The organism is Halobacillus yeomjeoni, from assembly GCF_020171525.1.
GTDB classification, from domain to species: domain Bacteria; phylum Bacillota; class Bacilli; order Bacillales; family Halobacillaceae; genus Halobacillus; species Halobacillus yeomjeoni.
Map to the genome: position 1 here is coordinate 226,741 of NZ_JAIVAI010000003.1, position 25,409 is coordinate 252,149.

At 42.3% G+C, this 25,409-nt stretch carries 25 protein-coding genes; 5 read left to right on the forward strand and 20 right to left on the reverse strand.

Features of this window, described 5'->3' with window-relative positions; translation table 11 throughout:
* Positions 1 to 8: 8 nt before the first annotated feature.
* The 7 genes from LCL89_RS16845 to LCL89_RS11670 form a co-directional block, all read right to left on the reverse strand.
* Positions 9 to 2,078 (reverse strand): LTA synthase family protein, encoded by a 2,070-nt coding sequence (locus LCL89_RS16845; protein WP_224810234.1) that lies wholly within the window; start codon positions 2,076 to 2,078, stop codon positions 9 to 11.
* A 328-nt stretch (positions 2,079 to 2,406) separates the two neighbouring features.
* Positions 2,407 to 2,703, reverse strand: coding sequence for a hypothetical protein (locus tag LCL89_RS11645; protein WP_224810235.1), 297 nt, complete (start codon positions 2,701 to 2,703; stop codon positions 2,407 to 2,409).
* Between the two features lie 213 nt (positions 2,704 to 2,916).
* The gene (locus tag LCL89_RS11650) at positions 2,917 to 3,375 is read right to left on the reverse strand and encodes a hypothetical protein (protein ID WP_224810236.1); all 459 of its coding nucleotides are present in this window, start codon (positions 3,373 to 3,375) and stop codon (positions 2,917 to 2,919) included.
* A gap of 101 nt (positions 3,376 to 3,476) precedes the next feature.
* Positions 3,477 to 4,517: a LacI family DNA-binding transcriptional regulator gene (locus tag LCL89_RS11655; RefSeq protein WP_224810237.1), complete on the reverse strand. Its 1,041-nt coding sequence runs from the start codon at positions 4,515 to 4,517 to the stop codon at positions 3,477 to 3,479.
* A 535-nt stretch (positions 4,518 to 5,052) separates the two neighbouring features.
* Positions 5,053 to 5,898 carry a sugar ABC transporter permease gene (locus tag LCL89_RS11660; protein WP_224810238.1) on the reverse strand — a complete coding sequence of 282 codons (846 nt, stop codon included), beginning with the start codon at positions 5,896 to 5,898 and terminating at the stop codon, positions 5,053 to 5,055.
* Between the two features lies 1 nt (position 5,899).
* Positions 5,900 to 7,189: a carbohydrate ABC transporter permease gene (locus tag LCL89_RS11665; protein WP_224810239.1), complete on the reverse strand. Its 1,290-nt coding sequence runs from the start codon at positions 7,187 to 7,189 to the stop codon at positions 5,900 to 5,902.
* Between the two features lie 96 nt (positions 7,190 to 7,285).
* Positions 7,286 to 8,578, reverse strand: coding sequence for an extracellular solute-binding protein (locus tag LCL89_RS11670; protein WP_224810240.1), 1,293 nt, complete (start codon positions 8,576 to 8,578; stop codon positions 7,286 to 7,288).
* A 288-nt stretch (positions 8,579 to 8,866) separates the two neighbouring features.
* Here LCL89_RS11670 and LCL89_RS11675 point away from each other — a divergent pair, with 288 nt between their 5' ends.
* Positions 8,867 to 10,600: a glycoside hydrolase family 13 protein gene (locus tag LCL89_RS11675; RefSeq protein ID WP_224810282.1), complete on the forward strand. Its 1,734-nt coding sequence runs from the start codon at positions 8,867 to 8,869 to the stop codon at positions 10,598 to 10,600.
* A 76-nt stretch (positions 10,601 to 10,676) separates the two neighbouring features.
* Here LCL89_RS11675 and LCL89_RS11680 read toward each other — a convergent pair whose 3' ends face one another.
* The 9 genes from LCL89_RS11680 to LCL89_RS11720 form a co-directional block, all read right to left on the reverse strand.
* Positions 10,677 to 11,795, reverse strand: coding sequence for a hypothetical protein (locus tag LCL89_RS11680; RefSeq protein WP_224810241.1), 1,119 nt, complete (start codon positions 11,793 to 11,795; stop codon positions 10,677 to 10,679).
* Between the two features lie 220 nt (positions 11,796 to 12,015).
* Positions 12,016 to 12,960 carry an ArsA family ATPase gene (locus tag LCL89_RS11685; RefSeq protein WP_224810242.1) on the reverse strand — a complete coding sequence of 315 codons (945 nt, stop codon included), beginning with the start codon at positions 12,958 to 12,960 and terminating at the stop codon, positions 12,016 to 12,018.
* Between the two features lie 19 nt (positions 12,961 to 12,979).
* The gene (locus tag LCL89_RS11690) at positions 12,980 to 13,195 is read right to left on the reverse strand and encodes a cory-CC-star protein (RefSeq protein WP_197317726.1); all 216 of its coding nucleotides are present in this window, start codon (positions 13,193 to 13,195) and stop codon (positions 12,980 to 12,982) included.
* A 60-nt stretch (positions 13,196 to 13,255) separates the two neighbouring features.
* Positions 13,256 to 13,630, reverse strand: coding sequence for a hypothetical protein (locus tag LCL89_RS11695; protein ID WP_224810243.1), 375 nt, complete (start codon positions 13,628 to 13,630; stop codon positions 13,256 to 13,258).
* Positions 13,631 to 13,699: 69 nt separating this feature from the next.
* Positions 13,700 to 15,436, reverse strand: coding sequence for a carbon starvation CstA family protein (locus tag LCL89_RS11700; RefSeq protein WP_224810244.1), 1,737 nt, complete (start codon positions 15,434 to 15,436; stop codon positions 13,700 to 13,702).
* Between the two features lie 250 nt (positions 15,437 to 15,686).
* Positions 15,687 to 16,358, reverse strand: coding sequence for a class F sortase (locus LCL89_RS11705; protein ID WP_224810245.1), 672 nt, complete (start codon positions 16,356 to 16,358; stop codon positions 15,687 to 15,689).
* Positions 16,359 to 16,411: 53 nt separating this feature from the next.
* A complete protein-coding gene (locus LCL89_RS11710) occupies positions 16,412 to 17,746 on the reverse strand; it encodes a copper amine oxidase (protein ID WP_224810283.1) in 1,335 nt (444 codons plus the stop codon).
* 190 nt (positions 17,747 to 17,936) lie between these two features.
* On the reverse strand, positions 17,937 to 18,716 hold the full coding sequence (locus LCL89_RS11715) for an anti-sigma factor (RefSeq protein WP_224810246.1): 780 nt from the start codon (positions 18,714 to 18,716) through the stop codon (positions 17,937 to 17,939).
* Positions 18,709 to 19,272 carry an RNA polymerase sigma factor gene (locus LCL89_RS11720; RefSeq protein WP_224810247.1) on the reverse strand — a complete coding sequence of 188 codons (564 nt, stop codon included), beginning with the start codon at positions 19,270 to 19,272 and terminating at the stop codon, positions 18,709 to 18,711. The genes LCL89_RS11715 and LCL89_RS11720 overlap by 8 nt, the downstream gene beginning before the upstream one ends.
* A gap of 253 nt (positions 19,273 to 19,525) precedes the next feature.
* Here LCL89_RS11720 and LCL89_RS11725 point away from each other — a divergent pair, with 253 nt between their 5' ends.
* Positions 19,526 to 20,476, forward strand: coding sequence for a nuclease-related domain-containing protein (locus tag LCL89_RS11725; RefSeq protein WP_224810248.1), 951 nt, complete (start codon positions 19,526 to 19,528; stop codon positions 20,474 to 20,476).
* A 118-nt stretch (positions 20,477 to 20,594) separates the two neighbouring features.
* Here the strand turns inward: LCL89_RS11725 and LCL89_RS11730 are convergent, their stop codons facing one another.
* A complete protein-coding gene (locus tag LCL89_RS11730) occupies positions 20,595 to 21,614 on the reverse strand; it encodes a DUF3221 domain-containing protein (protein ID WP_224810249.1) in 1,020 nt (339 codons plus the stop codon).
* Between the two features lie 277 nt (positions 21,615 to 21,891).
* Here LCL89_RS11730 and LCL89_RS11735 point away from each other — a divergent pair, with 277 nt between their 5' ends.
* The 3 genes from LCL89_RS11735 (at position 21,892) to LCL89_RS11745 (ending at position 24,158) form a co-directional block, all read left to right on the forward strand.
* Complete coding sequence (locus LCL89_RS11735) at positions 21,892 to 22,668, forward strand: glutamine ABC transporter substrate-binding protein (protein WP_224810250.1); 777 nt, start codon at positions 21,892 to 21,894, stop codon at positions 22,666 to 22,668.
* Positions 22,669 to 22,779: 111 nt separating this feature from the next.
* Complete coding sequence (locus tag LCL89_RS11740) at positions 22,780 to 23,436, forward strand: amino acid ABC transporter permease (protein ID WP_197317451.1); 657 nt, start codon at positions 22,780 to 22,782, stop codon at positions 23,434 to 23,436.
* On the forward strand, positions 23,436 to 24,158 hold the full coding sequence (locus tag LCL89_RS11745) for an amino acid ABC transporter ATP-binding protein (protein WP_224810284.1): 723 nt from the start codon (positions 23,436 to 23,438) through the stop codon (positions 24,156 to 24,158). The genes LCL89_RS11740 and LCL89_RS11745 overlap by 1 nt, the downstream gene beginning before the upstream one ends.
* A 130-nt stretch (positions 24,159 to 24,288) precedes the next feature.
* Here LCL89_RS11745 and gvpU read toward each other — a convergent pair whose 3' ends face one another.
* From gvpU to LCL89_RS11760, 3 genes are read right to left on the reverse strand one after another with little or no spacing between them, the layout of a single operon-like run.
* Entirely contained in the window at positions 24,289 to 24,657 is a 369-nt protein-coding gene (gene gvpU, locus LCL89_RS11750) for a gas vesicle accessory protein GvpU (protein WP_224810251.1), read from the reverse strand.
* Between the two features lie 15 nt (positions 24,658 to 24,672).
* Positions 24,673 to 25,071: a hypothetical protein gene (locus tag LCL89_RS11755; protein WP_224810252.1), complete on the reverse strand. Its 399-nt coding sequence runs from the start codon at positions 25,069 to 25,071 to the stop codon at positions 24,673 to 24,675.
* A 5-nt stretch (positions 25,072 to 25,076) separates the two neighbouring features.
* Positions 25,077 to 25,400 carry a gas vesicle protein gene (locus LCL89_RS11760; RefSeq protein WP_224810253.1) on the reverse strand — a complete coding sequence of 108 codons (324 nt, stop codon included), beginning with the start codon at positions 25,398 to 25,400 and terminating at the stop codon, positions 25,077 to 25,079.
* Positions 25,401 to 25,409: the final 9 nt, after the last annotated feature.

The window sequence follows — 25,409 nt, forward strand, 5'->3', positions numbered from 1 at the left end:
TCTGTTTTTCAGTCATATAGAGTATCAAGTATATACTCTTTGCCTGCTAATGTGTCGTATTGTATCCTATGATAATCTTGTAACAATGATTTCGTTGTTGAAGGGAGTTCACCCATGGAATGAACTGTACCTGCCTCCTTATCAATATAAATAAGATCTTTGAAAGCTGGGATTTCTTGTTTCATCTCATTCATATATTCATAAAACAAGTGAGTTTTAAAGTCCAATGAATCTGTTACCATAGGGGCTATATAAATCGGACTTACCGTTCCAATTTCTTGAGGTAAACCAGTGTCAAAGTTAGACATGAATAACAAAGGTGTCTCATAAAATTTTGACATCTTTTGTTGACTCTCTTCATCTCCGAATCCGGTTTCTTTGAATGCTTTCAAATTCGCACCAATAGAAGGTAGATGGTCTCCAAAAAATACCACTAATGTCGGCTCTTCCATCGATTGAATCTTTTCATATAACCTCTGAATGGTTGTATCTGACCGTTTTATTCCCTCAGCATAGACTTCTATCCTCGTCTTTGATTCTTGAGACAGTCCCTCGCCTTCTACCTCAATTGTACTACCACCTTTATATTTATCAGCATCATAAGGCAGGTGATTGGCAATAGTCACAGCATGGATGAATGCGGGCTGATCTTTCTCTTCAATTGTCGATAGCAATTCTTTAACAACAGACTCATCCGAAACGAATTGCTTGTTATCTTTTTCTGTATAAGTCATATCTTCAAGGAACTTCCATCGATTGAACTCTAAATTAGGATAGACACGTTTACGCCTATATAAATTCCCACTATTAGGATGAATAGCCTCACTAAAATAACCTCTGTTATTCAAATAAGTTACGAATGAAGGATATTTTTGGTTAGCTAATAACTGGTTAAAAGGATTACCGCCTGGATTGATGAAGTCCATAGAATAACTCGTCAATGCTTCAAATTCCACATTAGCAGTTTCCCCGCCGAACGAAGGGCTGAATAATGTTCCTGAGGGATTTATGGTCATAAGCCTTCTGATATTCGGCATTGGATCCTCAGAAAATTTAACATCTAGTTGTGTAGGGTCCCAGAATGTTTCATTCATTAGAAAAACTATATTTGGAAGAAATTCTTTTTGACTCCCCTTATCATCTTTTGCGACTTCCTTAATTTCGTTGAGCGTATTTGCCATAACTTCACGATTATATTTTCCAGGCTTCTCTACAATGTCCAGTTTGATATTGGATATCATACCTATGACAGGACCATTATAATAATAATTGTTTTGCTGGTTCCATGGCATTATCGATGTGTATTTATCGTAATATTTTTCAGTAAATGTATCTTCATATAATAAAAAAGAATAGATAAGATAAGCAATTGGAATTAATAAAAAGAGCCTTGTAATCCATCCTACTTTCAATTTAGGGGACTTATACCAGACAAAAATAGAGAAGACTAAGATCAAAATGATCATCAAGGTGTACAAAAGTGGAATAGACTTTGAAACGAATGGAATTACTTCATTCAATTGACCTATTTGAGTGAAATCGTTTGGAAAAAGTGGCTCACTTCGATAAATTTTTTTGTAATAGTTGACAATGGCTATTACAAAATAAATGACCAAAGATATTCCAGCCCCCATATACACTTCACCAATTAAGAGGATCAGCCCCAAAGTAAGCAAGGACAATATAAACCATGTAAAACCAAATCGTTGAGGATATTGTTGCAGCCACTCTGTTGTACGTCCTATATTTTCGATATCAATATGAAAAGCAAGGAATAGGTAGGCTGAAATTCCACCTACATATATAGAAAAAACTATAGTAGATAGCAATTTAAAAAATTTAGAGTCAATTATTCTAACAAACCATTCGTATTTAGATAAGTACCAAATAGTTAAACACCAAACAATTAAAGATATTCCTACTATGGATCCTACTATAGAAAACGTATGTAATTGCACCGAATCTACAACACTTCCCCAGCTAGAGTTTCCTGCCAAGCTGACACCTGCATAAAGTAGTGAAAATACTGAAATATATACAAGTAGTAAAGGAAATGTTTGAAAAACTTTTTTATACACTTTAATTCACCCTAAAAAATTTATTATTATTATGTTTTTCACGCTCCACCATTGTAATATGAAATGTTATATTTTTCTAACAAAATGTAAAACTATTGTAAATCATACTTAAAACTACGATCTACATCTCGCAATACTATATTCATAAATGTTATTGATGCCCTCTACAAAATAATGACCCCGGTTTGATACCGAGGTCACTTATTAGTAGCTTAGCGCTTTTCATTAAACTGTCCATTTTAAGGGTTACAGTTCAACCGATGTTTATTTTTCATTGCCAATTTTATTTTACTCCGTTCAGATTTAACGTTTCGCATCAATAATTAAATTAATAGCAAATATACGAAATATTTTCTGTTATCTCTTCATAAAGATTTATCCAGGCACTGTTATATTTGCATTCATCATTTTTGATTTCATATTTAACAACGTATTCTCCAGCCTCCGGAAGTCTATCGATCTTTCCTATTATGAAATCACCATCTATATTTTCTTCTAAAACCTCATGTATTTTATCTTCACCTAAACGAGGGGCATTTAAGAAACCTGAAGCCATTTTATAACCTTTGAAGCCTACCGTTAAAATGATAGGTATAGCTATTGCAAAAATAAGTGTTTTCTTCATATATTCTCCCTTGCCTAAAATTTATATCTGAGATGATAGGTGGTCACATCTACCAGGATAGGCGTACTTTCTAACATTTTTAGTTTGAACCTTAGAACTCATAGAAGCAATCCTTTGTAACTATTCTTGTAAAAGTGATTATTCAGCATAATAGAATATAATTCCATTCCCAGAAAACCCCTTTTTATTACTTCCTTTTTTATAAGAGGTAAACTATTTATTATAATCCCAGAGAATTGTCCACTCTTTCTTTTCCTTTTTTACAAAGACTTTTTGTTGAATCGAAAAATGGCCATACTTTCCTTTGAACGTTTGAACGACTGTTACAGCATAAACCGGTCCTATCGCTTTAGCTTCCTTATCCGGCTTCCAACTGTTGATTTTCTCAACACTGCTCTTGAGAGTATACGTAAACGTCTCTACCCCGAAATGGTTCATGAACACATGCGCCCGGTCTTGTATGTAGTGTCCTTTATCGAACCGTTCTTTCATGTATGGATGGAAAAGTTTCCATGAGCTTGAGAAATTCCCTTCCTTTTCAAAGTCATAAAAGGTTTCAACTGTATTTTTCGCCTGATTGCTCGGGCTTGTATAAAGATAGGCAGCTATAGATCCCCCGATCAGAATCAAAACAAATAATGTAATAAAAACAATGAAGTTTCGGTTGTGCATGGACAGCTCCCTCCTTACAGGAAGTCTGTTAATACCCTATGCTCACCACCCGGAAAATATCAGTTATTCCATGACAATATAAAAAACGCCTCCTCCCTTGTTCAAGGGCTTGGAGACGTTTTTTCTTTTTCTTTTGCTGACGAACGATGCACAATATCAAAAGGAACGATGATTCTTTTAGCTGGCTCGGACTTATCCTTCACCTTTGCAATCAAACCTTTGGCTGCCTGTACACCTAAATCATAAATGTTGATATTCACAGTGGTAAGTGGAGGTCTGGTCAGTTCAGATAAGTAAACGTTGTTGAAGCTCACTAAAGAAACATCTTCCGGGACACGTTTCCCGCATTCTTCAAGCATGTTCATGACCCCGATGCTCATCAAGTCATCGACCACTACCAGTCCTGTCGGAGGTTCAGGTAGTGAGAGCAGCTCTTCCACTGCTCTTTGTCCTCCGGATTTAAGGAACTCGGTGTGTACTCGATACTCCTCCAGATAAGGAAGCCCCGCTTCTTCTAAAGCCAGCTGGTACCCACGCATTCGATCCACAGTTACAACCCTGTCCATTGAACCACCAATGAAAGCAATACATTCATGTCCAAGATCGATTAAATGTTTGGTAATCTCCTTGCCGGCACGGACATTGTCGTTATCCACATGGGTTATTTCATCCACCCGGTCGGAAGGCTTTCCTACGATGGAGAAAGGGAAGTCCTGGGCGAGTAGAAAGTTTACAATCGGATCATCTACCTGTGAATAAAGAAGAATGATACCATCGGTTCGGTTGCTATATACCATCCGCTCCACCCCTTCGAGCATCTCCTTATCCGTCTCACCGGTACATAGTACGAGTGAGTAGTCCGTTTGATGGGCTACACTGCTTAGACCACGAAGTACTTCCGGGAAAAAAGGGTTTTGTAATGATTTATCTGCACTTGAAGGCATGACGACGCCTATCGATTGACTCGATCTGTTCGCCAAACTTCTTGCACTTGCATTAGGGTGGTACCCCATCTCTTTCATCGCTTTTTTCACTTTCTTTTTCGTAGCCGGGCTGATTCTCGGATGATCAGCGATTACACGTGACACCGTAGAAGGGGCGACCCCCGCCACTTTGGCCACATCTTTAATAGTCACTGCCATTTCCATCACCTACAATTTCTTAAGCTAAATCCAATGTACATATCTATCTATCATTGTAACCTAACTTCATAGTTTTAAAGCTTTCTTCATCAATATTGTTATTTATATCGTTGATTCTTTTCAACTCATACACTTAAGGATAAGAAAATGTTCTTTCCACTGTTGCACACCTTTTTAAAAGACAAAGGGTCTGTTAATGGTTGGTGGGGTAATCTCACATGTCAGTTGGGTCAGCTCTTTCTGTCGAAAAATTCATGTGAGGCGGCTTTGGAAATGACTCTCCAAAACCCTTATAAAGCGAAGTCCGCCACATCAACTTCGAATGGGAGGGAAGGGAAAACAGGTAGACTCCTGCGGGATTAAGGAACAAGGTGAGACCCCGGAGAACTAAAAGTTCGAGGAGGCTCACCATTCCCCGCGGAAAGCGGACTGTTTTCCCTTCCCTCCCAACCTCTGATAACCAAGCGGACCGAAACCCCAAATCAAAAGAAACGGAAGGCAGGTTTTTCAACTCCCTTCCGTTTCTTTAAACAACTTATCCTTTCGTTCCTCCTGCAGTCAATCCAGAAACGAAATATTTCTGTAATGACAAGAACAAGAGAGAGATCGGCACAGCGATCAACACAGAACCAGCGGCGAACTTCGTGAATTCGTTACCGAACTGATCGGCAATCAATTCGTAAAGACCGACGGCCAACGTGAATTTTTCTTCTGTACGAAGTAAAATCCGAGCCAGGATGAAGTCCGTGAACGGCATGATGAATGTGAATAGTGAAATAACGGCAATCATCGGTTTTGCCAACGGCATGACAATCTGCCAGAAGATACGGAAGTTTCCTGCACCGTCGATTTTCGCGGATTCATCCAACTCCTTAGGGATGGTATCCAAGTAACCCTTCATCAAGTACGTATTCATCGGTATCGCTCCACCTGTATAAACGAGGATAAGCGCCAAATGTGTATCCAAAAGTCCTGTCAGGTTCGCCAGGGCATAAATAGCGATCAACGCTGCGAAGTTCGGAATCATTTGGAGAATTAAGAACGTCATCAATCCATTCTTACGACCCACAAAACGGAAACGTGAAAAAGAGTACGCCGTCAAACAAACGAGAATCACAGAGAATATCATAGTCAGAATACAAATCTTCATCGTATTCCAGTACCAGCGTAAGTAATCGCTTTTCTCAAGGTCGAACAACTCTTTATAATGGGCGAGCGTCGCATCCTTAGGAATGATGGACGAGCCGGACAAACTGTTCCCCGGATTGAAAGAAGAGCCTACAATCCAGAGAATCGGATATAAGATGATCGCGATCATCGCCACAATTACAAGATAGGACAAGGTCAATTGTACAATTCTTTGTTTTTTATGAGTAGTCATATTACATCATATCCTCTTCTTGGAATGATTTTGTTCTTCTGAACTGCCACAATGCGACCACAATGACAATCAAGGATAGGATCATCGTGATGGCAGCTGCTTTCCCGTATTGTGCGGATGTCATCGTCAACGAGTAGATCCAGGAAATCAAGATGTCCGTCCCGCCGGCGTTTTGGCCGGGAACTGCAGGACCACCGCCGTTGAACAGGAAGATGACATTAAAGTTGTTGAAGTTGAACGTATACTGAGTAATTAATATTGGAGCCGTTGCATAAAGAACCAGTGGCAGGGTGATGCTCTTGAACTTCTGCATGATTGTTGCTCCGTCAACGTCTGCCGCTTCATACAATTCATTTGGAATCGATTGCAGAACGCCGGTCACCATGGCAAAAATGAATGGGAAACCGAGCCATGTCTGAATCATGATCAAAGCGATTTTCGTATAGGTCGGGTCCGTCAGCCAAGGTATGTTCCCGAGTCCGAAAATGGCCAGGATATCATTGTTGATCGTTCCGAATGTTTCATTGAACATTCCAGCGAATACGAGGATGGATACGAATGCTGGAACAGCCCAAGGCAGAATGAAAATCGTACGGATCGTTCTTTGGAAAATGATTCCTTTCTGGTTCATCAAAACAGCAAGGAAAATCCCTAACGCAATTTGAAGTGTGGTCGCTCCGAATGTCCATATTACTGTCCAGGCAAGAACACTGAAGAACGTTTCCCGCCAAATCGGAATCTTGAAGATATCAATGAAGTTTTGGAATCCGATCCAGTCGACTAAGTTTGCCGGTGGAGAGTGATATAAGTCATAGTTCGTAAAAGATAATAAGATGACAAATAAAATCGGGAAGATGACCACGAAGATCAGCAGTAAAAAACCTGGTGTCATCATTAAATACGGAAAACCACCGCCGACCAAGTTTTGATATTGGGAGCGCACGGAGTTTGGCTTTTCTCCTTTATCCCTCTGCTTGCCCACTTTGAAAGCATCTCTTAAGTTGAATACATAAATTCCTAATCCCAGCACAGTGACGATTAAAGTCAGGATTCCTTCCACTAAAAGAACGATGGAATGATCGAACTGTGTATCCGTTCCAAGTGTAACTAATCCCCAAAAACCGTACTGGATCAAATCTGAGAAAGCAATGAAAAAAGATGCTGTCAAAACGAGAAAGACTATTCCTTTGAGCCATTGCTTATTATAAAACTGTCCAAGTCCAGGAATTACCGATAACGCCAGGGCGATTTTTCGATGATTGCCGGAATATTGATTTCCCTGATCCCCCATCTTCAGTCTCCTTTCTCTTTATAAAAGACATATAAGTTCTTCATACCCTTTGAAAAATGAAAGCAGCGCCCGAGAGCCGGGCACTGCTCTTCATCTTTAATTTCCTGAGTGATTCAATTCAATCTGACTCTTGATTGTTTCTGTCGCTTCATTCAAAGCTTTTTCAGGTTCAGACTTACCTGTTGCGACCAATTGAAGTGCTTGTGCCATCGGCTCCCAAACCTCACTCATTTCTGGAATGTTCGGCATTGGAGTCGCGCGCTCAGATTGAACGGCAACAGCACGAGCTTTTTCGTTGTCTGCGATAACCGGATCTTCAATCAAAGATTTGACCGGTGGAATTTCGTTTGTTTCTTCAAAACGGATTTTTGCGTTTTCTTCGTTCGCAATCCATTTCACCAACTCTTCTGCCCATTTCTTGTTTTCAGATTGAGCAGAAACGTGCCAGCCTTTCACCCCTACGAATGTTTCCGGATACTCACCGTTAGGCAGCTTCGGAAGTGGAGCGACACCATAATCGATTCCAGCTTCATTCAATGTCTGGAACGCCCAAGGGCCGTCCATCATGGAAGCGACTTTACCTTCTTGGAAAAGACCATCTTTCGCAGAACCGCCGCTTTCGCCTACGATTCCAGATGGGAAGACTTCTTCATACCATTTCTGGATGTACGCAGCACCTTCAACAGCGCCTTCATTGTTCAAACCAAGATCCTGCGGGTTGTACTTCCCGTCAGTCTTATCGAAAACATAGCCGCCGTAACCAGCGATGACTGCGTTACCGAAATAGAAGTTGTCCCAAAGGGCTAGATAACCATATTCTTTCTCTTCTCCGAATTCTTTGGAGAATTCAAAAAGCTCTTCAAATGTTTCCGGAGCTTCTTCCATATGTTCTTTGTTGTAAATGAATACTGGTGTTTCTGTAGCTTTCGGAAGACCGTAAAGCTTACCATCGTATGTTTGAGCAGAAATAGAAGCATCTGTGTAAATATCTGTTACAGAACTATCGAATTCTAATGGAGAAATCAATCCTTCAATCGCCAACTGACCGATTTGGTCGTGTGGAAGCGTCAATACATCCGGACCTTTACCAGCTGGACCATCCAGGCGCAGCTGCTCACGCATTTTATCTGACATATCCAATTCTTTGAATTCTACTTTGATGCCATGCTCTTCTTCGAAGCTTGCGATAGCCGGTTCAAGACCTACACCTTTTTCATTGTCTTCCCAAATGACCAGCTTTTCTGGTTTTTCCGGCATACCATCTTCAGAAGTTGTTCCTTCATTCTCGGAACCACTTGAATTTGCTTCTTCTTCACGCTCAGGTGCACATGCAGCAAGCAGCCCGACCGTAAGAAAAGCTATGAACAAAACACTTAACCACTTCTTCATCCTTTTTTCCCCCTTAAATAAATGAAACCTGTTTATGAAGTGTGTGCCATATTTGTGAAACCGATTGCACACTTCGTAATTCTCATTATACTAACCTCTATTATTATTGCAAGCGTTTTCTTATAAATTTTTCTCTACTATGATCGTTTCCTGTAACTACCGTCCCTATAATTATAAATCGCTTCCATTGAATAGATTGACTTCCTATCTCACTTTCTATAATTTAGAAGATAAAAGAATGATAGATAAATGATTGTGCAAGCGATTGTTCATAAGGAGTGTTCATTGATGTTCAAAGAAGCCGTGTACCACCGACCAAAAAACAATTATGCGTATCCGTACGATGAAAATACCCTGCATATCCAATTAAGGACGAAAAAAGATGATATTGATCATGTGGTCCTCATCCACGGAGATCCTTATATTTGGGAAGATGGAGAATGGCAGACAGATGAAACCACCATGGAAAAAAGCGGGAGTGACCAGCTGTTCGATTACTGGTTCGTTGAAATCAAACCAGAGTACCGTCGTTTAAGGTATTGTTTTGTGTTGGAAACAGAAAAGGAGAAAGCTGTTTACACGGAAAAAGGATTTTACGAGGAAGTTCCGCTTGATGATATCGCCTACCATTTCTGCTTTCCATTCCTAAATAGGAAGGACGTTTTCACCTCTCCTCAATGGGTGAAAGACACTGTTTGGTATCAAATCTTCCCTGAACGTTTTGGAAATGGTAATTCAGAATTGAATCCTGAAGGAACAGTGCCATGGGGAAGCGAAGATCCGAAACCGGACAGCTTCTTCGGCGGTGATTTCCAAGGAGTGATCGATCATCTTGATCATTTAACAGAACTCGGGATCAACGGTCTATACTTCACCCCCATATTCAAAGCGTACTCCAATCATAAATACGATACGATTGATTATATGGAAATCGACCCTCAGTTCGGTGATAAAGAGACGTTTCGTACCCTCGTCCAGGAATGTCACAAGCGGGGTATCCGCGTGATGCTGGATGCCGTTTTCAACCACAGCGGTTATTATTTTGCTCCATTCCAGGATGTTTTGGAAAATGGCGTAAACTCACCTTATTACCAATGGTTCCACATGTGGGAGCAGGAAGTGAAAACAGAACCACACCCAAACTATGACGCCTTTGCTTTTGTATCACATATGCCGAAACTGAACACAGAACATCCGGAGGTAAAAAAATACCTTCTTGATGTCGCACGATATTGGATTGAAGAATTCGATATTGACGGGTGGCGCCTCGATGTGGCCAATGAGGTGGACCATGCGTTTTGGAGAGATTTCAGACGGACAGTCAAATCTGTTAAACCGGAAGCTTACATCTTAGGTGAAATCTGGCATGATTCCATGCCATGGCTGCAGGGGGATCAATTCGATGCTGTGATGAACTATCCATTTACCAATGCGGTTTTGAAGTATTTCACACAACAGTATTCTCTCGAACAGTTCAAAGATCAAATCACTCATGTTCAACATATGTACCCTCAAAACGTCAACGAGGTTTCCTTCAACTTGCTGGACAGCCATGACACGCCGAGAATATTGACCTTTGCTGAGGGAAACAAAGATGCCGTCAAACTGATGTACCTTTTCCAAATGTCATTTGAAGGAACCCCTTGTATCTACTATGGGGATGAAATAGGTATGACCGGCGGAGAAGACCCTGACTGCAGGAAGTGTATGGTGTGGGAAAAAGACGAACAGGACACGGATCTATTCCAATTTGTCCAACAACTGATTTCCCTCAGAAAATCCGAAAAAGCCTTCGGTAATGAAAGCCGCTTCCGCTTCAAGGAACACGAGGATGTTCTTGTATATGAGAAGCAGAAAGAGGAGCAGACCATCGTCTTCATCATGAATCCGACGCAGCAGCTGAAATCAGTTACTCTTGACAATAGAGTGAAACGGAAATTGGAAATGGAAGAAAGAGCGACGGTGAATGAATCTCATGTAACCATCGCCCCATACGGTTACTTTGTATATGAAAAAGAATAAGATTGATAAAAAGAAGTCCGCTCCAGTCATCCTTAAGAGAGATGAACAGAGCGGATTTCTTTTTTTGTATTATCTTTCAAGCTTTCAAATAGATTTCGTCCAGGAATTCCCGTTCTTCTTCTGTAAGTTTCATATCAATTTGAAATGCTTTTCGATCTATGTCCAAACCTTTATTTTCCCACTCCGGTTCAGTGAATAATGATCCCACCCATTTTTTCGTCAGGTCTGTAAGGTGAGAATGTCGATTCACATAAAGGCTGTCATATTGCTCCTTTACCTTATCGTGCCACTCTGAATCGGACTCTTCCTGTATACTATTATCGAAAACAGAGTGAAGAAGATCACGAACTTGTTCATCTAGTGTGAGAAGATATGAAATCTCTTTTAACTTTACGATTGTTAAATGGTCATTTAGATGTTCTGCTATTTGTTTTAATAATGATTTTTTAGTGTGATCATAATAATTTTCCATAGACCGAATTAGATCTCTTATCCACTCATTCAAATCAATCCTATACTTGATACATTTCAAATTGAAGTCATTCACTGCCTGGTAATAGGATGAATAGGATGATTTCAATTCTTCAACCGAGGAATGATAGTCTTTTACGTATGATTCATATACGAATTTACTTCTTTTGCTGAAATTCTCTAAGTTAAGGTGTCTTTCTTTCATTTTCTCTACTTCTCTTTTATTGTACGAACAAGTAGATAGCTTGCCTTCATAGTTGGGAATCACTTCTTTCGTAATTGATTCGTACAGTACATGGAGACCATCATAACGGATCATCAAAGATTGGAATGATTCTTTCTGCTTTTCACTTTTAGGATAAGTATCATCATATAACTTTTTCAAAGGGTTCAAGTGTTCATTGAACGTATAAAAACCTTCCACCCTTTTTGATGTAAATTCGTTCCACCTTTCAAGCAGATCTTTGATCATTCGTTTTCTTTCATAAAGAAAGAGTAACCTTTCGTAAGATTCCTTCTCCGCTTCTAAGTTCAGAGCCTCAATGAATTGAAAATAATCTTTCATAGGAAGGAGATTCAGGTGCTCTGTAAAAATTGACTGATAATCTTTCATTAAATCCAGTAACTGTTTATCATTTGTACCCTTGTAGGAAATGACTGATTCGTTTTCATTCATCCAGCTCTCTATATCAAGATAAGCATTGGTTAATCCGGATCTTTCCACTATTCAAAAACACCCCTCCCTGAATTTAGAAAAAAATACTACTATATAATTTCTGTTTATATGAAATAAATCCTATATAACCCGACAAAAAAAGACAAAAATCATTCCAATGTCATGCTGGTAGTTAATTATACCTAATTCGAATAGATCTATACCCAAATTAGATTTACTATAGTAAAACAAAAAGACATGACCAAATTCATGTCATGTCTTTGCTTTGCTATACCATTACCATATGCCTCAATTGATCAGCAAAAACCCCTAATTTCTCTAAATCCGATACATCCTCCTCGTACAAAGGAACCTGTATCAATTCCTGCTTCGCAAATGTACGCTCAATCTCATTCAAATATGTTTTTTCCTGCTGCCTTCTTTTCTCTAGAAAAACTCCATCTGCATGTTCAGGCAGCACTTTATTGACAACCAGCGTATGAACAGGAAGGTCGTGCTTTCCAAGCTGCTGAATCGCTTGTTTGGTCTCCAATATAGGCAGGCGTTCAGGAATTAACACAAAGATGAACCCTGTCCTTTCTTCATCGAGAATGATTTCTCGAACGGCTGCGAATTTCTCTTTTCTTTTCTGCAGAATATCATAAATTGGATCATCGACCGGGTCCCCGTCATTAAGGAGCTGGGTATAGTTATCATTGATTTTCTTCCGCCTTTCAAGCATCCCGTCGATCCATACTCCCATCAGCTCCGGCAATGTCAGTAATCGGACTGTATGTCCTGTAGGTGCTGTATCAAAAACGATTTTATCAAAGTCTTCCGCTTCATCCAGGATGATAGAAATCAAACGGTCGAACAAAGCCGCTTCATCGGCACCGGGAGATGCACTCGCCATATCGATCTGCCTATGGACTTCCTCAATCATTTTCGACTTCACAAGACCCTGCAGGTTTTCCTTTACGCCTTCAATATATCGTTTAGATTCACGCGCTGGGTCAACTTCGATTCCCCATAAATTTTCTTGAAGCTTCGTTTTCTCGTGATTCACTTTTTTATGAAAAATATCCCCGAGATTATGGGCGGGGTCCGTCGATACGACTAAAGTTTTGAACCCTTCCCTGGCAAAAGCCATCGCTATTGCAGCCGAAGTGGTCGACTTTCCGACTCCACCTTTCCCCCCGACAAACAGAATTTGATTTTTCGACAAATGATTCATGAAGTTACCAACCTTTCTATTAACAGCAGCGTATTCCGTCCAATGGGGACTTTTCCATCCCCATCCTCAAATGCCAGTCATGGAACTTCTCGACGATGTGAGGATAAAGCTCCAGCGTGTAATAAAACGCTGGATTCGGTATACCGAGCATGTCTGAATAAACGAGAAGAAGAAACAAATCATCTTCATCCCGCAGTTCCCTCGCTACTTCCTGTTTATGAGGGAGACTCAGCATTTCGTCATATAGTTCGATCAGTCTCTTCAACGTAGGCTTCTTTTTCACGCCTTTTCCTCCTTACTCCTGGATCTGAATTCTCAGCTGTCTCTCATAATCGGAAAAACTCTCAGTCATTCGACCATTTATAAAAATGGCTCCATATTTCATGTGAAATAGGATATTCTTAAGAGCTGTTCTCTTGTTTATCTGCTTTTTCCTCGCTTGTTTTACAAAGTACATAAGGATGGCAAGAAGATTTCTCGGATCTAAAAATATGATATCGACACGATCTCCATACTCATTTAAAGTTCGCTGATAAATTTCCCCGAGCCGCATGCGCTCTTCATCATGATGTTTGAACTCATCCTCCATGTGGACGAGTCCATCTTCATCACTGCAGACTCCTCCACAACACCCCATACCGATTTCTTTTTCCGGACGGATGATCATCACTTCGATGATAGAACCCCCTCCTCGAATAAAAGAAAGCCGTACGAAGGTGTACGGCTGTTCTCAATTTTATTACGCACTTCTTTGTATTTGATCCTGGTCACCTTTTCTTAAAGCAGCAACAGCCGTTACCAAAATCCAGAAAGTGAATACGAGGATGATAGCACCAAATGTGAAGAGCATCCAGTCACTCTCAGCCGCCCAAGGTGCCCATTTCGTCACCACTTGTGAAATCATGGCCCACAAAGTCATGAACATGATGAATACCATCGGAATGACTGTTGGAAGGTAGTTCCTTCCTTGACGTTTCAGCCATATAGAGATCAAAAGTAAACTGATTCCGGCTAACAGCTGGTTGGATGTACCGAATAACGGCCAAAGCAGGTACCCTCCTGAACCAAAACCTCTCGGCCCTTGAGGAATCAATGTCAAAGCAGCACTGGAAACGACCGCTGTCGTCGTCGCCACATGCATCTTCGTAAGCGGTGTGATTTTATATTCCGCGCCTAGTTCAGAAATGATATAGCGCATCAGACGGACGGATGAATCAAGCGTTGTAGCCGCGAAGCTGACGACAATGACGGATACGATCGTCGACGCAACCGTAGCCGGGATGCCTAATCCAGCAGCGAGCTGTCCAGCTCCTTGAACGAATACACCCAAGCCGGCTCCGCTCGCAGCAGCAAAGCCGCTGTAAGTCGCCGTGAATTGTTCAGCTGTCGGGAAGAATGTGACAACGGCTATGATCGCGACTAAAGCCAGTGCACCTTCTCCGACTGACCCGAGATAACCGACGAAACGCGCATCTGCTTCATTATTCAATTGTTTGGACGAAGTTCCTGATGACACTAATCCGTGGAACCCGGAAATGGCTCCACAAGCGATCGTGATGAACAATAACGGGAACCAGGAAGTATCCGCAGACGCATTGGTCACAGGAGCGGTAATTTCCGGATTTGTAAACAAAAGCCCCAGATAAAGCAAGCCAAGTCCGACGATCAACTGGTGGGAGTTGATGTAATCACGGGGCTGAAGCAGCTTCCATACCGGTAAAGTGGATGCAATGTATACATACACCATCAACACGATGATCCAGGCGAAAAACGCCATGGAAGTTGCACTCAATCCGAAGAATGAAGTGGCCCCTTCGCCTCCGAAATATTTAACGAGGTCGATTTGCATAGCTGGAACATAGCTTGCGACAACCGCCGCCAAATACATGACCGCCAATGCGACGATCGATGGCAGCAGCATGTTGCCTTTCTTTTTATAAACACTGTACCCGATCCATATCGCCAATGGGATTTGGATGAAAACCGAAACGACACTTGCCGGGAAGGAAATGAACAATTTAGCGATGACCCACGCAAAAACAGCGTTGACCATAAGAACTAACAATAAAATGATGAATAAAAACAAGACTTTCGCTTTCTGCCCGATCAGTTTGCTTGCTAAAGTACCGACAGACTGCCCTTTGTTACGGACCGATAACACCAATGTTCCGAAGTCATGAACCCCCGCTGCAAACACCGTACCTAGCAGCACCCACAACACTGCGGGAAGCCATCCCCAGTAAACAGCAATCGCAGGACCGACAATCGGTGCTGCTCCAGCTACAGATGTGAAATGGTGCCCCCATAAGACAAATTTATTTGTCGGAACGAAGTCCACGCCATCCTTATACCGATGAGCAGGTGTGACATAATTCGGATCCAAACGATAGATTTTTTCAGCGATGAACTTGGAATAATATTTATACCCTAAGAAAAAAACAAGCATCCCTACAACCGCAAGCCATATTCCACTCACAAAAACCCTCCTCTTATGAAATTGGTATTCTATGTATGCGTTTACATACTTCTGACAGTATACTACATTGTTCCCCAAACCATCAATGTAGTTTTTTTATTTTTCTGAAAACAAAGAGGTTAAGGATTTCAAGAGCCAGCTAAGGTAAAAAAGCCTAAGGATATAATTCGAATCCACCCAATACATGCCTTTAGTTTGATAAAAAAATACCACCTCAAGCATGCCTTATGCTCAAGGTGGTACCCCCATTTCATGATTCACTTTGCTTCAGTTCTGTATAAACGACGAGGCGATCCTGATGCCCGCCTTTGGAACGGATGAACTCTCCTGTACAAGTAATCAACTTCAGACTGCGACGAGCCGTATAGCCGAAAATATCTTCTACAGGTGCTTCATATTGAGGAAAGACATCTTTACCTGTAACGACAAAGGTGAGACGTTCACCGCTCTCGCCGGTCACAAAGATCTCATCTCCTTTTTTCAACTTCTGCAAGTTATAAAACACGGCCGGGCCTGTCTTGCTGTCCACATGACCCGCAAGGACAGAGCTGCCACGTGCTCCTGGTTTGGCCCCTGGTTCAAACCATCCTACATTCTCGACTTGTTCCGGGACTCCCATTTGCCCGTTATCGAGGAGCCCGACATTTTCAATATCGGTGTCGACGTCAATAGCAGGAATTTGCAGCCGTTTGGGCGATACACTTACATCTTCATCCTTAATGATCGGGTCTGCATAGGTTCCCTGCTTTTTTTTCTGCATGGTTGCTTCTTCTCTTACATTTTCAGAGGATTGATCGTTTTCTTTTGCAGAGACCTGTTCAGCAGTGTCTGACACCACCTGGGAGTCAGTGCCGCCACACGCGACTAACAGGGTGAGGATCACCCCCATCAGGATTTGGATCGATAAGTGATACCGTTTCATAGCTGCATGCTCCTTTATTTAAGAAGGAAAGAGAGGCTCACCTCTCTTTACCCTTATTGTTTCGCTTGTTTGCGATAGAATAGTGCAGATGCACTGATCAATGCCAGAATAGAAGCGAAGATCCACAGGTCACTGTTGGAATCCGCTGTACCACCCATTCCGGTATCCGGCATTTCTGAAGGCATTTCCATAGCGAACTTATCAGGGAACTGGCTGACGAACGCTCCAGATAGGGCTTTGGAAGCACCGAACATGTGAGCATAAGATTCTCTCAACTGTTCATAAGTCGCAGCGTAGTCTTCTTCAACATAACTATCGAACGTGTTGATCAAGTGATCTACGTGCTGCTGCAGATTACCGGATAGTGTATCGGCATCAAGACGGCCTTCCGTTGCTGTTTCTAAAAATTGAGAGAAGTCAGCACGATAGTTTTTCAAAGCTTCCATCGCTTTTTCTTTTTGTGCTGCATCATCTTTTGCCGTTCCTTGGACGTAGGTTACAAAGTCACCGATGTGACCGGTCCACATTTTCTCAAATTGCTGCCCTGCTTCTTCACCATAAATGGATGAAATTGCAGCAGCAAGGTCATCCGTGTTGGCAGCGAGAGCTTCAGTGGAAGCTTTAAAGTCTTCAGATCCTTCGATTCCATTCTGCATCGCCATCATGGCAAGTCCTGCGTGCTCGCTCAGCAAGTGGTTCAAGTTGGAACGAAGGTCGGCTGCAGGTGTGACTGCTTTCGTATTGTTGAATTTGTCCGGGAATTGATTCACAATCGCGCTTGATAGACCTTTACTCACACCGTACATGTGGTTGATCGCTTCACGTTCATATTCATACGCTTTTGCATAGTCTCCCACTACATAGCTGTCAAAAGCTCCGATCAGCTGGTTGACGTGCATTTGCAGTCCTTCCGCTAATGCATCAGCTTCCAGGCGCTCACCTGTAGCGGACTCAAGGAATTGTGAAAAGTCCTGGCGGTATTGACTCAATTCATCCAATGCATTTTGTTTCTTCTCTTCATCGTTTTCAGCTGTTCCTTTTACATAGTCCACAAAGAATCCGATATGGCTTGTCCACATTTTGCTGAATTTCTCTCCAGCTTCTTCACCGTATACAGATGAAATCGCTCCAGCTAAGTCTTCCGTATTCGCTGAAAGAGCTCCAGCCGCTTCCTTGAAGTCCGGGGCACCTTCTGCACCTTTTCTCATCGTTTCAACAGCAAGGTAGGCGTGTTCACTAAGTAGATTGTCTAATGTAGAACGAAGCTCAACAGCTTCAGTCGTAACGGATGGCTTCGCATGGTCCTCGGCACTTACGACGTTCAATCCAGTAGGTATTAATAGGGATACACTCAACGGTACAGCTAGAAATGCGTTTTTCATGTTCATATTCAATCGATCCACTCTCCTTGTTATTTTTTTATTCACTTAGCTATCGAGAGAGATCATAGATTGGATCACTTTTTTCTGAAAAAATTTTGAATTTAAGATTCTCAACTTCTTAGAACGCTGTCACGGCAACGGTTCGTGGCAAATAAAAAAATCCTGAAACCGTTATACGATTTCAGGATTTCATCTATTATAAGCTTGAACTCATGACGACTTCGCCCTGTGGCGTTTCGCTGTTCGCATCCGGTTCTTTAGATACGGCAACGGCATCCCACTCGACGTCCTCAGGCAATTGGTCCATGGAAAAGGCGACAGCCCCTTCGCCATTTTCATTGGCGACAAATGTACCTGCGCGGTAAGGCGTTTCTCCTTGAATCAACCAGACTTGATAAACTTCTTCCCCTTGTAGAGGCGTGAGCTGTTCAGCCTGTATCGTCAACAATTCTTTCTCATTTTGGCGGATCATCGCAGCAGTGGCGTTCGCTTGTGTATTCTCACCCTTCAACTGTACCCGCTTAGCCACTTGATCGGTACTTTCCTCTATTTGAGGCGGTTCGGGTTCCGGGTCGGAAACCTGTTCTTGTCCATTATTAGTTAAAGCATAGAGGTTTCCTACTAATGAGAGGATGAGTGCGGCTGCCAATCCACGGACCACCCATGGCCGCTTCGACTGTTTTGGCACCTGTTCCTGTTTTTGTTCTCGGTGCTCGTCCATGTAGACAACCGGATCTTCCTCGTTTGAAACAGGCTCATCTTCTTCAAATACAGCACCCAGCACTCGATCTTTCATACCTTCCGGAGGGTCGACAGGTTCAGAACTGAACGGCAGATCTGCAGTAAGTTCACGCAATTCTTCGAGCTCTTCACGACATTCTGAACAAGATTCCAAATGCTGCTCGAACTGTGCTTTTTCATTCTCTGATAGTTGATCATTGAAGTAATCCAACACCTTATCACATTCGTTACGCATCGCGTATCCCTCCTTCCAATGCTGATACGTGCTCTTTCAGATGCTTCAAGGCAAGCCTCAGTCTCCCTTTTACCGTACCGAGAGGGAGATTACACTGTTCAGCGATCTTACTCTGGCTTAATCCTTTGAAGTAAAATAGGTCCACCATTTGTTTTTGGTCATCGGATAATTTCTGGACCGCCTGTTTCATGACAGCACTCTTTTCTTTCCATTCCACCAGGTCTTCCGTGGATTGCGTCTGTTCTTCAGGCACATCGGTTTCTTCCTGTAAGGAAACATTGTGCTTTTTGTTTCCTCGTATTTGATCGATCGCTGTATATCGAGTGATGGTCACAAGCCAAGACGAGAACTTCCCCTTCGTGTTGTCGTACTTCGCTTTTTGTGTCCACAGTTTTATAAATACTTCTTGTAACACTTCTTCGGCTAACGTCTCATCAGAAGACAGCTTGATGACAAATGAATATAATAGCTTTTCATATTTATCGTAGAGGGCTTCAAGTGATTGCTTGTCGCCGTCGATCATCTTCTGATAGAGCTCTGCATCACGATTACTCATAGCACACCCCTTTAACTCATAGATATCGCCATCTTACCACACTCAGAGTAGGAGTTCTGTATTAAGCTATCGGATTGGAGTCCGTTTTGGATCACTTTTTGTGGTTTGGTCGATAAAATTTGTTTTCCGCTGATAAACAGGGGTGAATCGCTGATTAAAGGACCGGTTTGACTGATAAAATGCAATTTCCGCCGATAAAAAGGAAAACACACCTTAGCCGTCTAATAGATAGAGATCAGAAAGGTGTGATGTCATGATTAGAAAAGACCTCATATTCCCTCTCCGCATCGAGCAGCTCCAAGCGTTGGAAAGAAGACTCCCTTGCTCTCATACTCATCTCCCAGCTGTAAAAGAAAAACTAGCGATTGAATTTGCAGGCTATAAAGGAGAAAACGCCTTGCGCCACCCTCTGTCTTTCCTCCCTGACCAATTCTCTATTTACTATGACTTGAGACTCTTCGACGGTACTCACTACTTTCAAAATGATGCTCTCATTCTTACCTCCCGGTGGATTTTATTGATTGAAGCGAAATACTATGCTGGAGAACTATTTTATGAGAATAACCAAGTACGGCGGGAATGGAATGATGAGGTGCAGGGTTTCAATGATCCATTAATACAAGTCAAACGTCATAAACGCCAGTTGGAAAAGTGGCTGATTAATCGAAACCTTCCCCTTCTCCCCATTCATTGCCTCGTTGCCAACAGTCATCCACACTGCGTCATTCATTCCGCCGCCCCCGAAGTAATCCGCACTTATAATCTGCCAGAGAATATAGAAATCATTGAACGTTTACATGAAAAACGTACTCACCAAGATATCCACGAGCTATCTCAAGCATTACTCCACCACCATCAACCATTCTCATATGATTTTGCAGCGCATTTTCAAATAGGCAAGCGGGATGTGATGACCGGAGTACACTGCCAGGACTGCGGAACTCTTGGAATGACTCGACTTTACGGGGGCTGGTACTGCGGGAAGTGTAAGCATAAAAGTAAAAATGCTCATATTCACTCCCTGAGAGACTATGCTCTACTTTTAGGTAAGAAAATTACCAACGCTCAAGCAAGACGCTTTTTACAATTGTCATCGCCTTCGACTACCAAGCGCATCCTGCAGGCTACTGGCTCACGTAGGGTAGGCATGAGAAAAAGCAGCGTCTATGAACTGGATTTGGACAGTTTGGTCGATAAAAATTGATTTGCGCTGATAAAATTAATTTTCCGCCGATAAACCTGCCCATTTGGTCGATAAAATTAAAAAGTCGCTGATAAACATAAAAAAGAGCCCTGCGCCCCCTACGCAAGACTCTTCCTATCTACTGATCCTCCACTTCAACAGTGAACTCTCCATCGCCTTGAGCGTACACAACCCAAACATCGTCATCTATCTTATACTCTAATTCACTGATGCCATAAATCTCTTTCTCAGCTTTATCCTTGGCTTCCTTGATCACTTCACCGACACTCAAATCAGCCTCTCCCCAAGCATCTTCTTCAAGAATTTCAGTTTTCCATGCTGAAGATTGAGCAGGTAAGGACTCAGCAACGTTCCCGAACTTCACATGAACTCGATCGCCGACTTCCACCCCTGAAGGTGCATTCGAGAACCAGATGGAATTCACGAGCATTTCATCGTCTCGAGTATCTACGACATACCCTATCAGTTCATCGACCCACACATCGAGTAAAATCCTGGCTTCGACTTGTTCTTTCAAATAAGATAAATCCTCTTCACTCAACTCTTCCTTTACGCCTACTTCAATAGCATTTCCAGGAGTGCAGGTGCCAAGCGAATTCCACACCTCTTTAATAGAAGGGCGATCTTCAATCGCTTCATATAACTGATCCTGCATGTTTTCTAACTCTCGCTGCGAAAAATCTACCTTCTGGACAATTATGGCGTCATCATTAAAGTGCTGCTTCACTTGTTCTACAACCTTTATAACGGCGTCTTCTTTTTCCACATTCTCCTTCAACTGAATGACGATCGTCCCTTTCACCATATACATGTTCCCAATCTCAAACAGTGATGGAACATCCAAACCTTGCTCCGACAATTTCTCCCGTAAAAATTCCTGCCTTACATTTTGAATCGCACTCACTTTATACATTTCTTCATTCTTAATAGCTGAATCAACCTGATCGATCGGATACATCTTCTGCTCTTCTTCAGATAAATCTTCAAAGGTCTGTCCTTCGATCGACGAACGATCACAGGTGATTTCTTTTTTCTCCGAAGTATTTGATTTTGCTGCATTGTCTTCATCCGGATTGCTCGATGATGTCCCACAACCAGCCAGTAATAACAATATCAGTCCTAAATATAGCGCTCTCATACGTATCCCCCTTTCACTATCTTAGTCGTTCAGACCTAGATTTTAGTTACAAATTTTTCATAATAAAAAGAAAAATATGGTATAAAATGCACTACTAAATGAGTAATAAGGAGTATTTTAGTAGAATAAAGCGAAATTGAAAGAAAATTAGCTATATTTTTGCATGGATTCTAGTATTTCAATGTTTTTCTCCACTTTGCTGATATTTCTGAATTTTTGTATTTGTTACACAATTTGAGATAATAGTATATGACTAACTGAAGGGGGAGCACGATTTATGAAAAAGATGTACGCACTTATTATTAGTTTGATTGCAGTTTTATTCTTAGCTGCATGTGGAGGCGGAGATTCAGAAAATAAAACATACTCCGTCGCAACAGATAACAACTTCGTTCCGTTCGAATTCCTGAATGAAGAAACAGGAGAAATGGAAGGATTCGATATGGACTTGATCCGCGCCATCGCTGATGAAGCGGGAATCGATATTGAAATCGAGTCGATGAAGTTTGATGGTGTTGTTACTGGAATGCAGTCCGAACGTTATGATATCGGTATTGCAGGAATGACGATTACAGAAGAACGTAAAGAAACAATCGATTTCTCTGATCCTTACTATGATGCTGGTTTGATGCTGGCTGTTCAAAAAGATAACACAGAAATCAAATCGGAAGATGATCTGGCTGGTAAAAAAGTCGCTACCCGTTCCGGTACGACAAGTGAAACGTACTTAAAAGACAATCACCCGGAAGCTGAAGTCGTAACTTTCCCAGGTATTGTGGAAGCGTACATGGATCTTCAGTCCGGTCGTGTCGACGCGGTTATGTATGATGTTCCGAACGTTCAATACTATGTAGCCAACGACTCTAAAGGTGAACTGAAAACTGTCGGAGACATTCTACAAGGTGAACAATACGGAATCGCATTCCCGAAAGGTTCTGAACTTGTTGGAGATGTGAACGAAGCACTTCAAACGTTGATCGACAACGGGAAATACGATGATATTTATGAGAAATGGTTTGGTGAGCGTAAGTACGGTACAGAATCATCTGAATGATAGCATAACCGGAAAAGCGTAGCAGGTGTCAAACTTGTTACGCTTTTCTACCCTGTAAAGAACACTTACCCAGCAATACAAAACAGTCATAGATAAGGGGAGTCACTGGATATGGAAGCTTTCTTAGAGTCGCACTATGTCAGGGTCATGCCCTTCCTATTGGAAGGTTTGGTCTATACCCTGCTCATCACCGGCGTCGGCCTGTTCTTCGGCTTCATCCTCGGAGCCATCGTAGGACTTGCGCGTCTATCAAAAAACAAAATCATTTATGTACTTTCCTCCATTTATGTAGAAGCACTGCGGGGAACTCCGATTTTAGCACAGATCTTATTCATTTATTTTGGTCTACCCGATTTACTCGGCTTCAACATTGATAAAATTACCGCATCAATCATTGCTATTGCGGTCAACGCAGGAGCGTATATCGCGGAAATCGTCCGTGGTGCGGTTTACTCGATCGACAAAGGTCAAAACGAAGCCGGCCGGTCTATCGGACTTACACGCGGCCAGACGATGCGTTATATCATATGGCCACAAGCGTTCCGCCGTATGATTCCACCTCTTGGTAACCAATTCGTCATCAGTTTGAAGGATACGTCCTTGTTCTCTGTAATCGCCGTTGGTGAGATGCTCTACATGGGGCAGCAATACTACGGGATTACATTCGCAGCTTTCGAAGCGCTGACGATGGTATGTCTCATGTATCTAGCCATCACGGTTCCAACCGCGCTTTACTTGAGAAAAGTCGAAAGGAGACTTGACGTATGATGATCACAGTCAAAGATTTGCATAAATCATTCGGTAAAAACGAAGTGTTGAAAGGCATCGACTTGGAAGTGAAAGAACAAGAAGTCGTCTGTGTCATCGGCCCTTCCGGTTCCGGTAAAAGTACGTTGTTGAGGTGCCTCAACCTACTTGAGGAAGTGACGTCAGGAGATGTTTTCATCGAAAACGACAACCTGACCGACAAGAAAGTAAATATCAACGAAATCCGCTCCCGAGTCGGAATGGTGTTCCAGCACTTCAACTTGTTCCCGCACATGACCGTGCTTGAAAACATTACACTAGGTCCAATTAAGATCAAAGGTGTCAAAAAAGATGATGCCATCAAAGCTGCGATGCCGCTGCTTGAGAAAGTAGGCCTGGAAGACAAAGCTGAGATGTATCCTGAAAGTTTATCTGGCGGACAAAAGCAGAGGGTAGCCATTGCACGATCGCTCGCGATGGAACCGAAAATCATGCTGTTTGACGAACCGACCTCCGCCCTTGACCCCGAGCTTGTCGGAGATGTTCTCGCCGTTATGAAAAACCTCGCTAAAGAGGGAATGACCATGGTTGTGGTGACTCACGAAATGGGATTCGCACGCGAAATGGGCGACCGTGTCATCTTCATGGATGAGGGAATCATAATGGAAGAGGACACACCGGATGTCATTTTCGGAAATCCTACCAACCCTCGTACGAAGGAGTTTTTAAGTAAAGTATTGTAAGCACAAGACCCGTGCCTGGATGTCAGGTACGGGCCTTTTTGTGTTTGGTCGATAAATTAGAGTTTTCGCTGATATATTTAATTTTCAGCTGATAAATCCAGTTTTTCGCTGATACCCAAAGGTCCAGCGCCTAATCCTTCGCGTCAATTTTACCTAAAAAGAATCCATCCACCTCTTCAACCTTGCCGCGCCAATAAAACTCTTCTTCTGAAGGCGTCGGTTGAGCATCACCATTATAGACCTGCGCGTTTTTCAAGTGGACGAAACGCACATCTTCTTGATCACGCTCTTCCGCGGACTGACTGGCTTCCGCCAATTTTTCACTGATGGCCTGGGAAACTTCATCGCCCTCTTCCAGTGATTCACTGAGCGATTGCAGATACTTACTCGCTGAAACCGTCGTCCCTGTCACAAGGGCTCCATTCACATTAAGTGTAAGGTCGATAGAAAAGTCTTTCTGATTGGCCGCTTTCACATAAGTCAAAAGTAAATCGTCCATAAGGATTCCTCCTGGTTATGATTTTTCAGTATCATCCTGTTGGGAAAGCTCTGTTTTCGGCTTTACTGTAGGGGCATGCATTTCCTCCATTTCTTTGGAAGCTGCCACTTCCGGGAGAGCTTCCTGAGCGTTTGAAGCTTCACCTAAAAGAGGAGTCGCTGGGTCACCTGAAGTTCGGAAACGTTCCACTACCTGCTTGGATTTATTCTTCAAGTTTGCAAGACCAAAACGTGCCCGCGCCTTCAATGTAGGAGCCTCTCCATCTTTAGATTGAGAGGAGCACTGAGTTAACCATCCTGCGGCAGCGCCGAGGACACCTCCTACCACTGCTCCGATTATTTTTTTATTCGTCTCACTTATCCCACTCTCTTTTTGATGCGCGGATTGGTTCAACACTGTTTTTGTTTCTTCCATTTGAATCATCCTTTCTCAGCATAAGTATGGTTGTGCATTTTTGTTTCCAGATGTTCCAGACGTTGCCTGAGCTCTTTATTTTCTTTTTCCAAAGCTTCCGTACTTTGCTCAGCCGCTTTAGAGCTCAAATAAGGATCGGTTTCCCACCAGTCCATCCCGATTTCTTTGGCTTTATCGACAGAGGCGATGATCAGGCGGATTTTTATAGTCAGAAGTTCAACATCAGCAAGCCCGACCTTGATATCACCGGCTACGACGACACCTTTGTCCAATACGGTTTCCAAAACGTCTACAATGCTGTTGGATTGGGTGGGGTGTTCGATGGACATGTTTTTCCC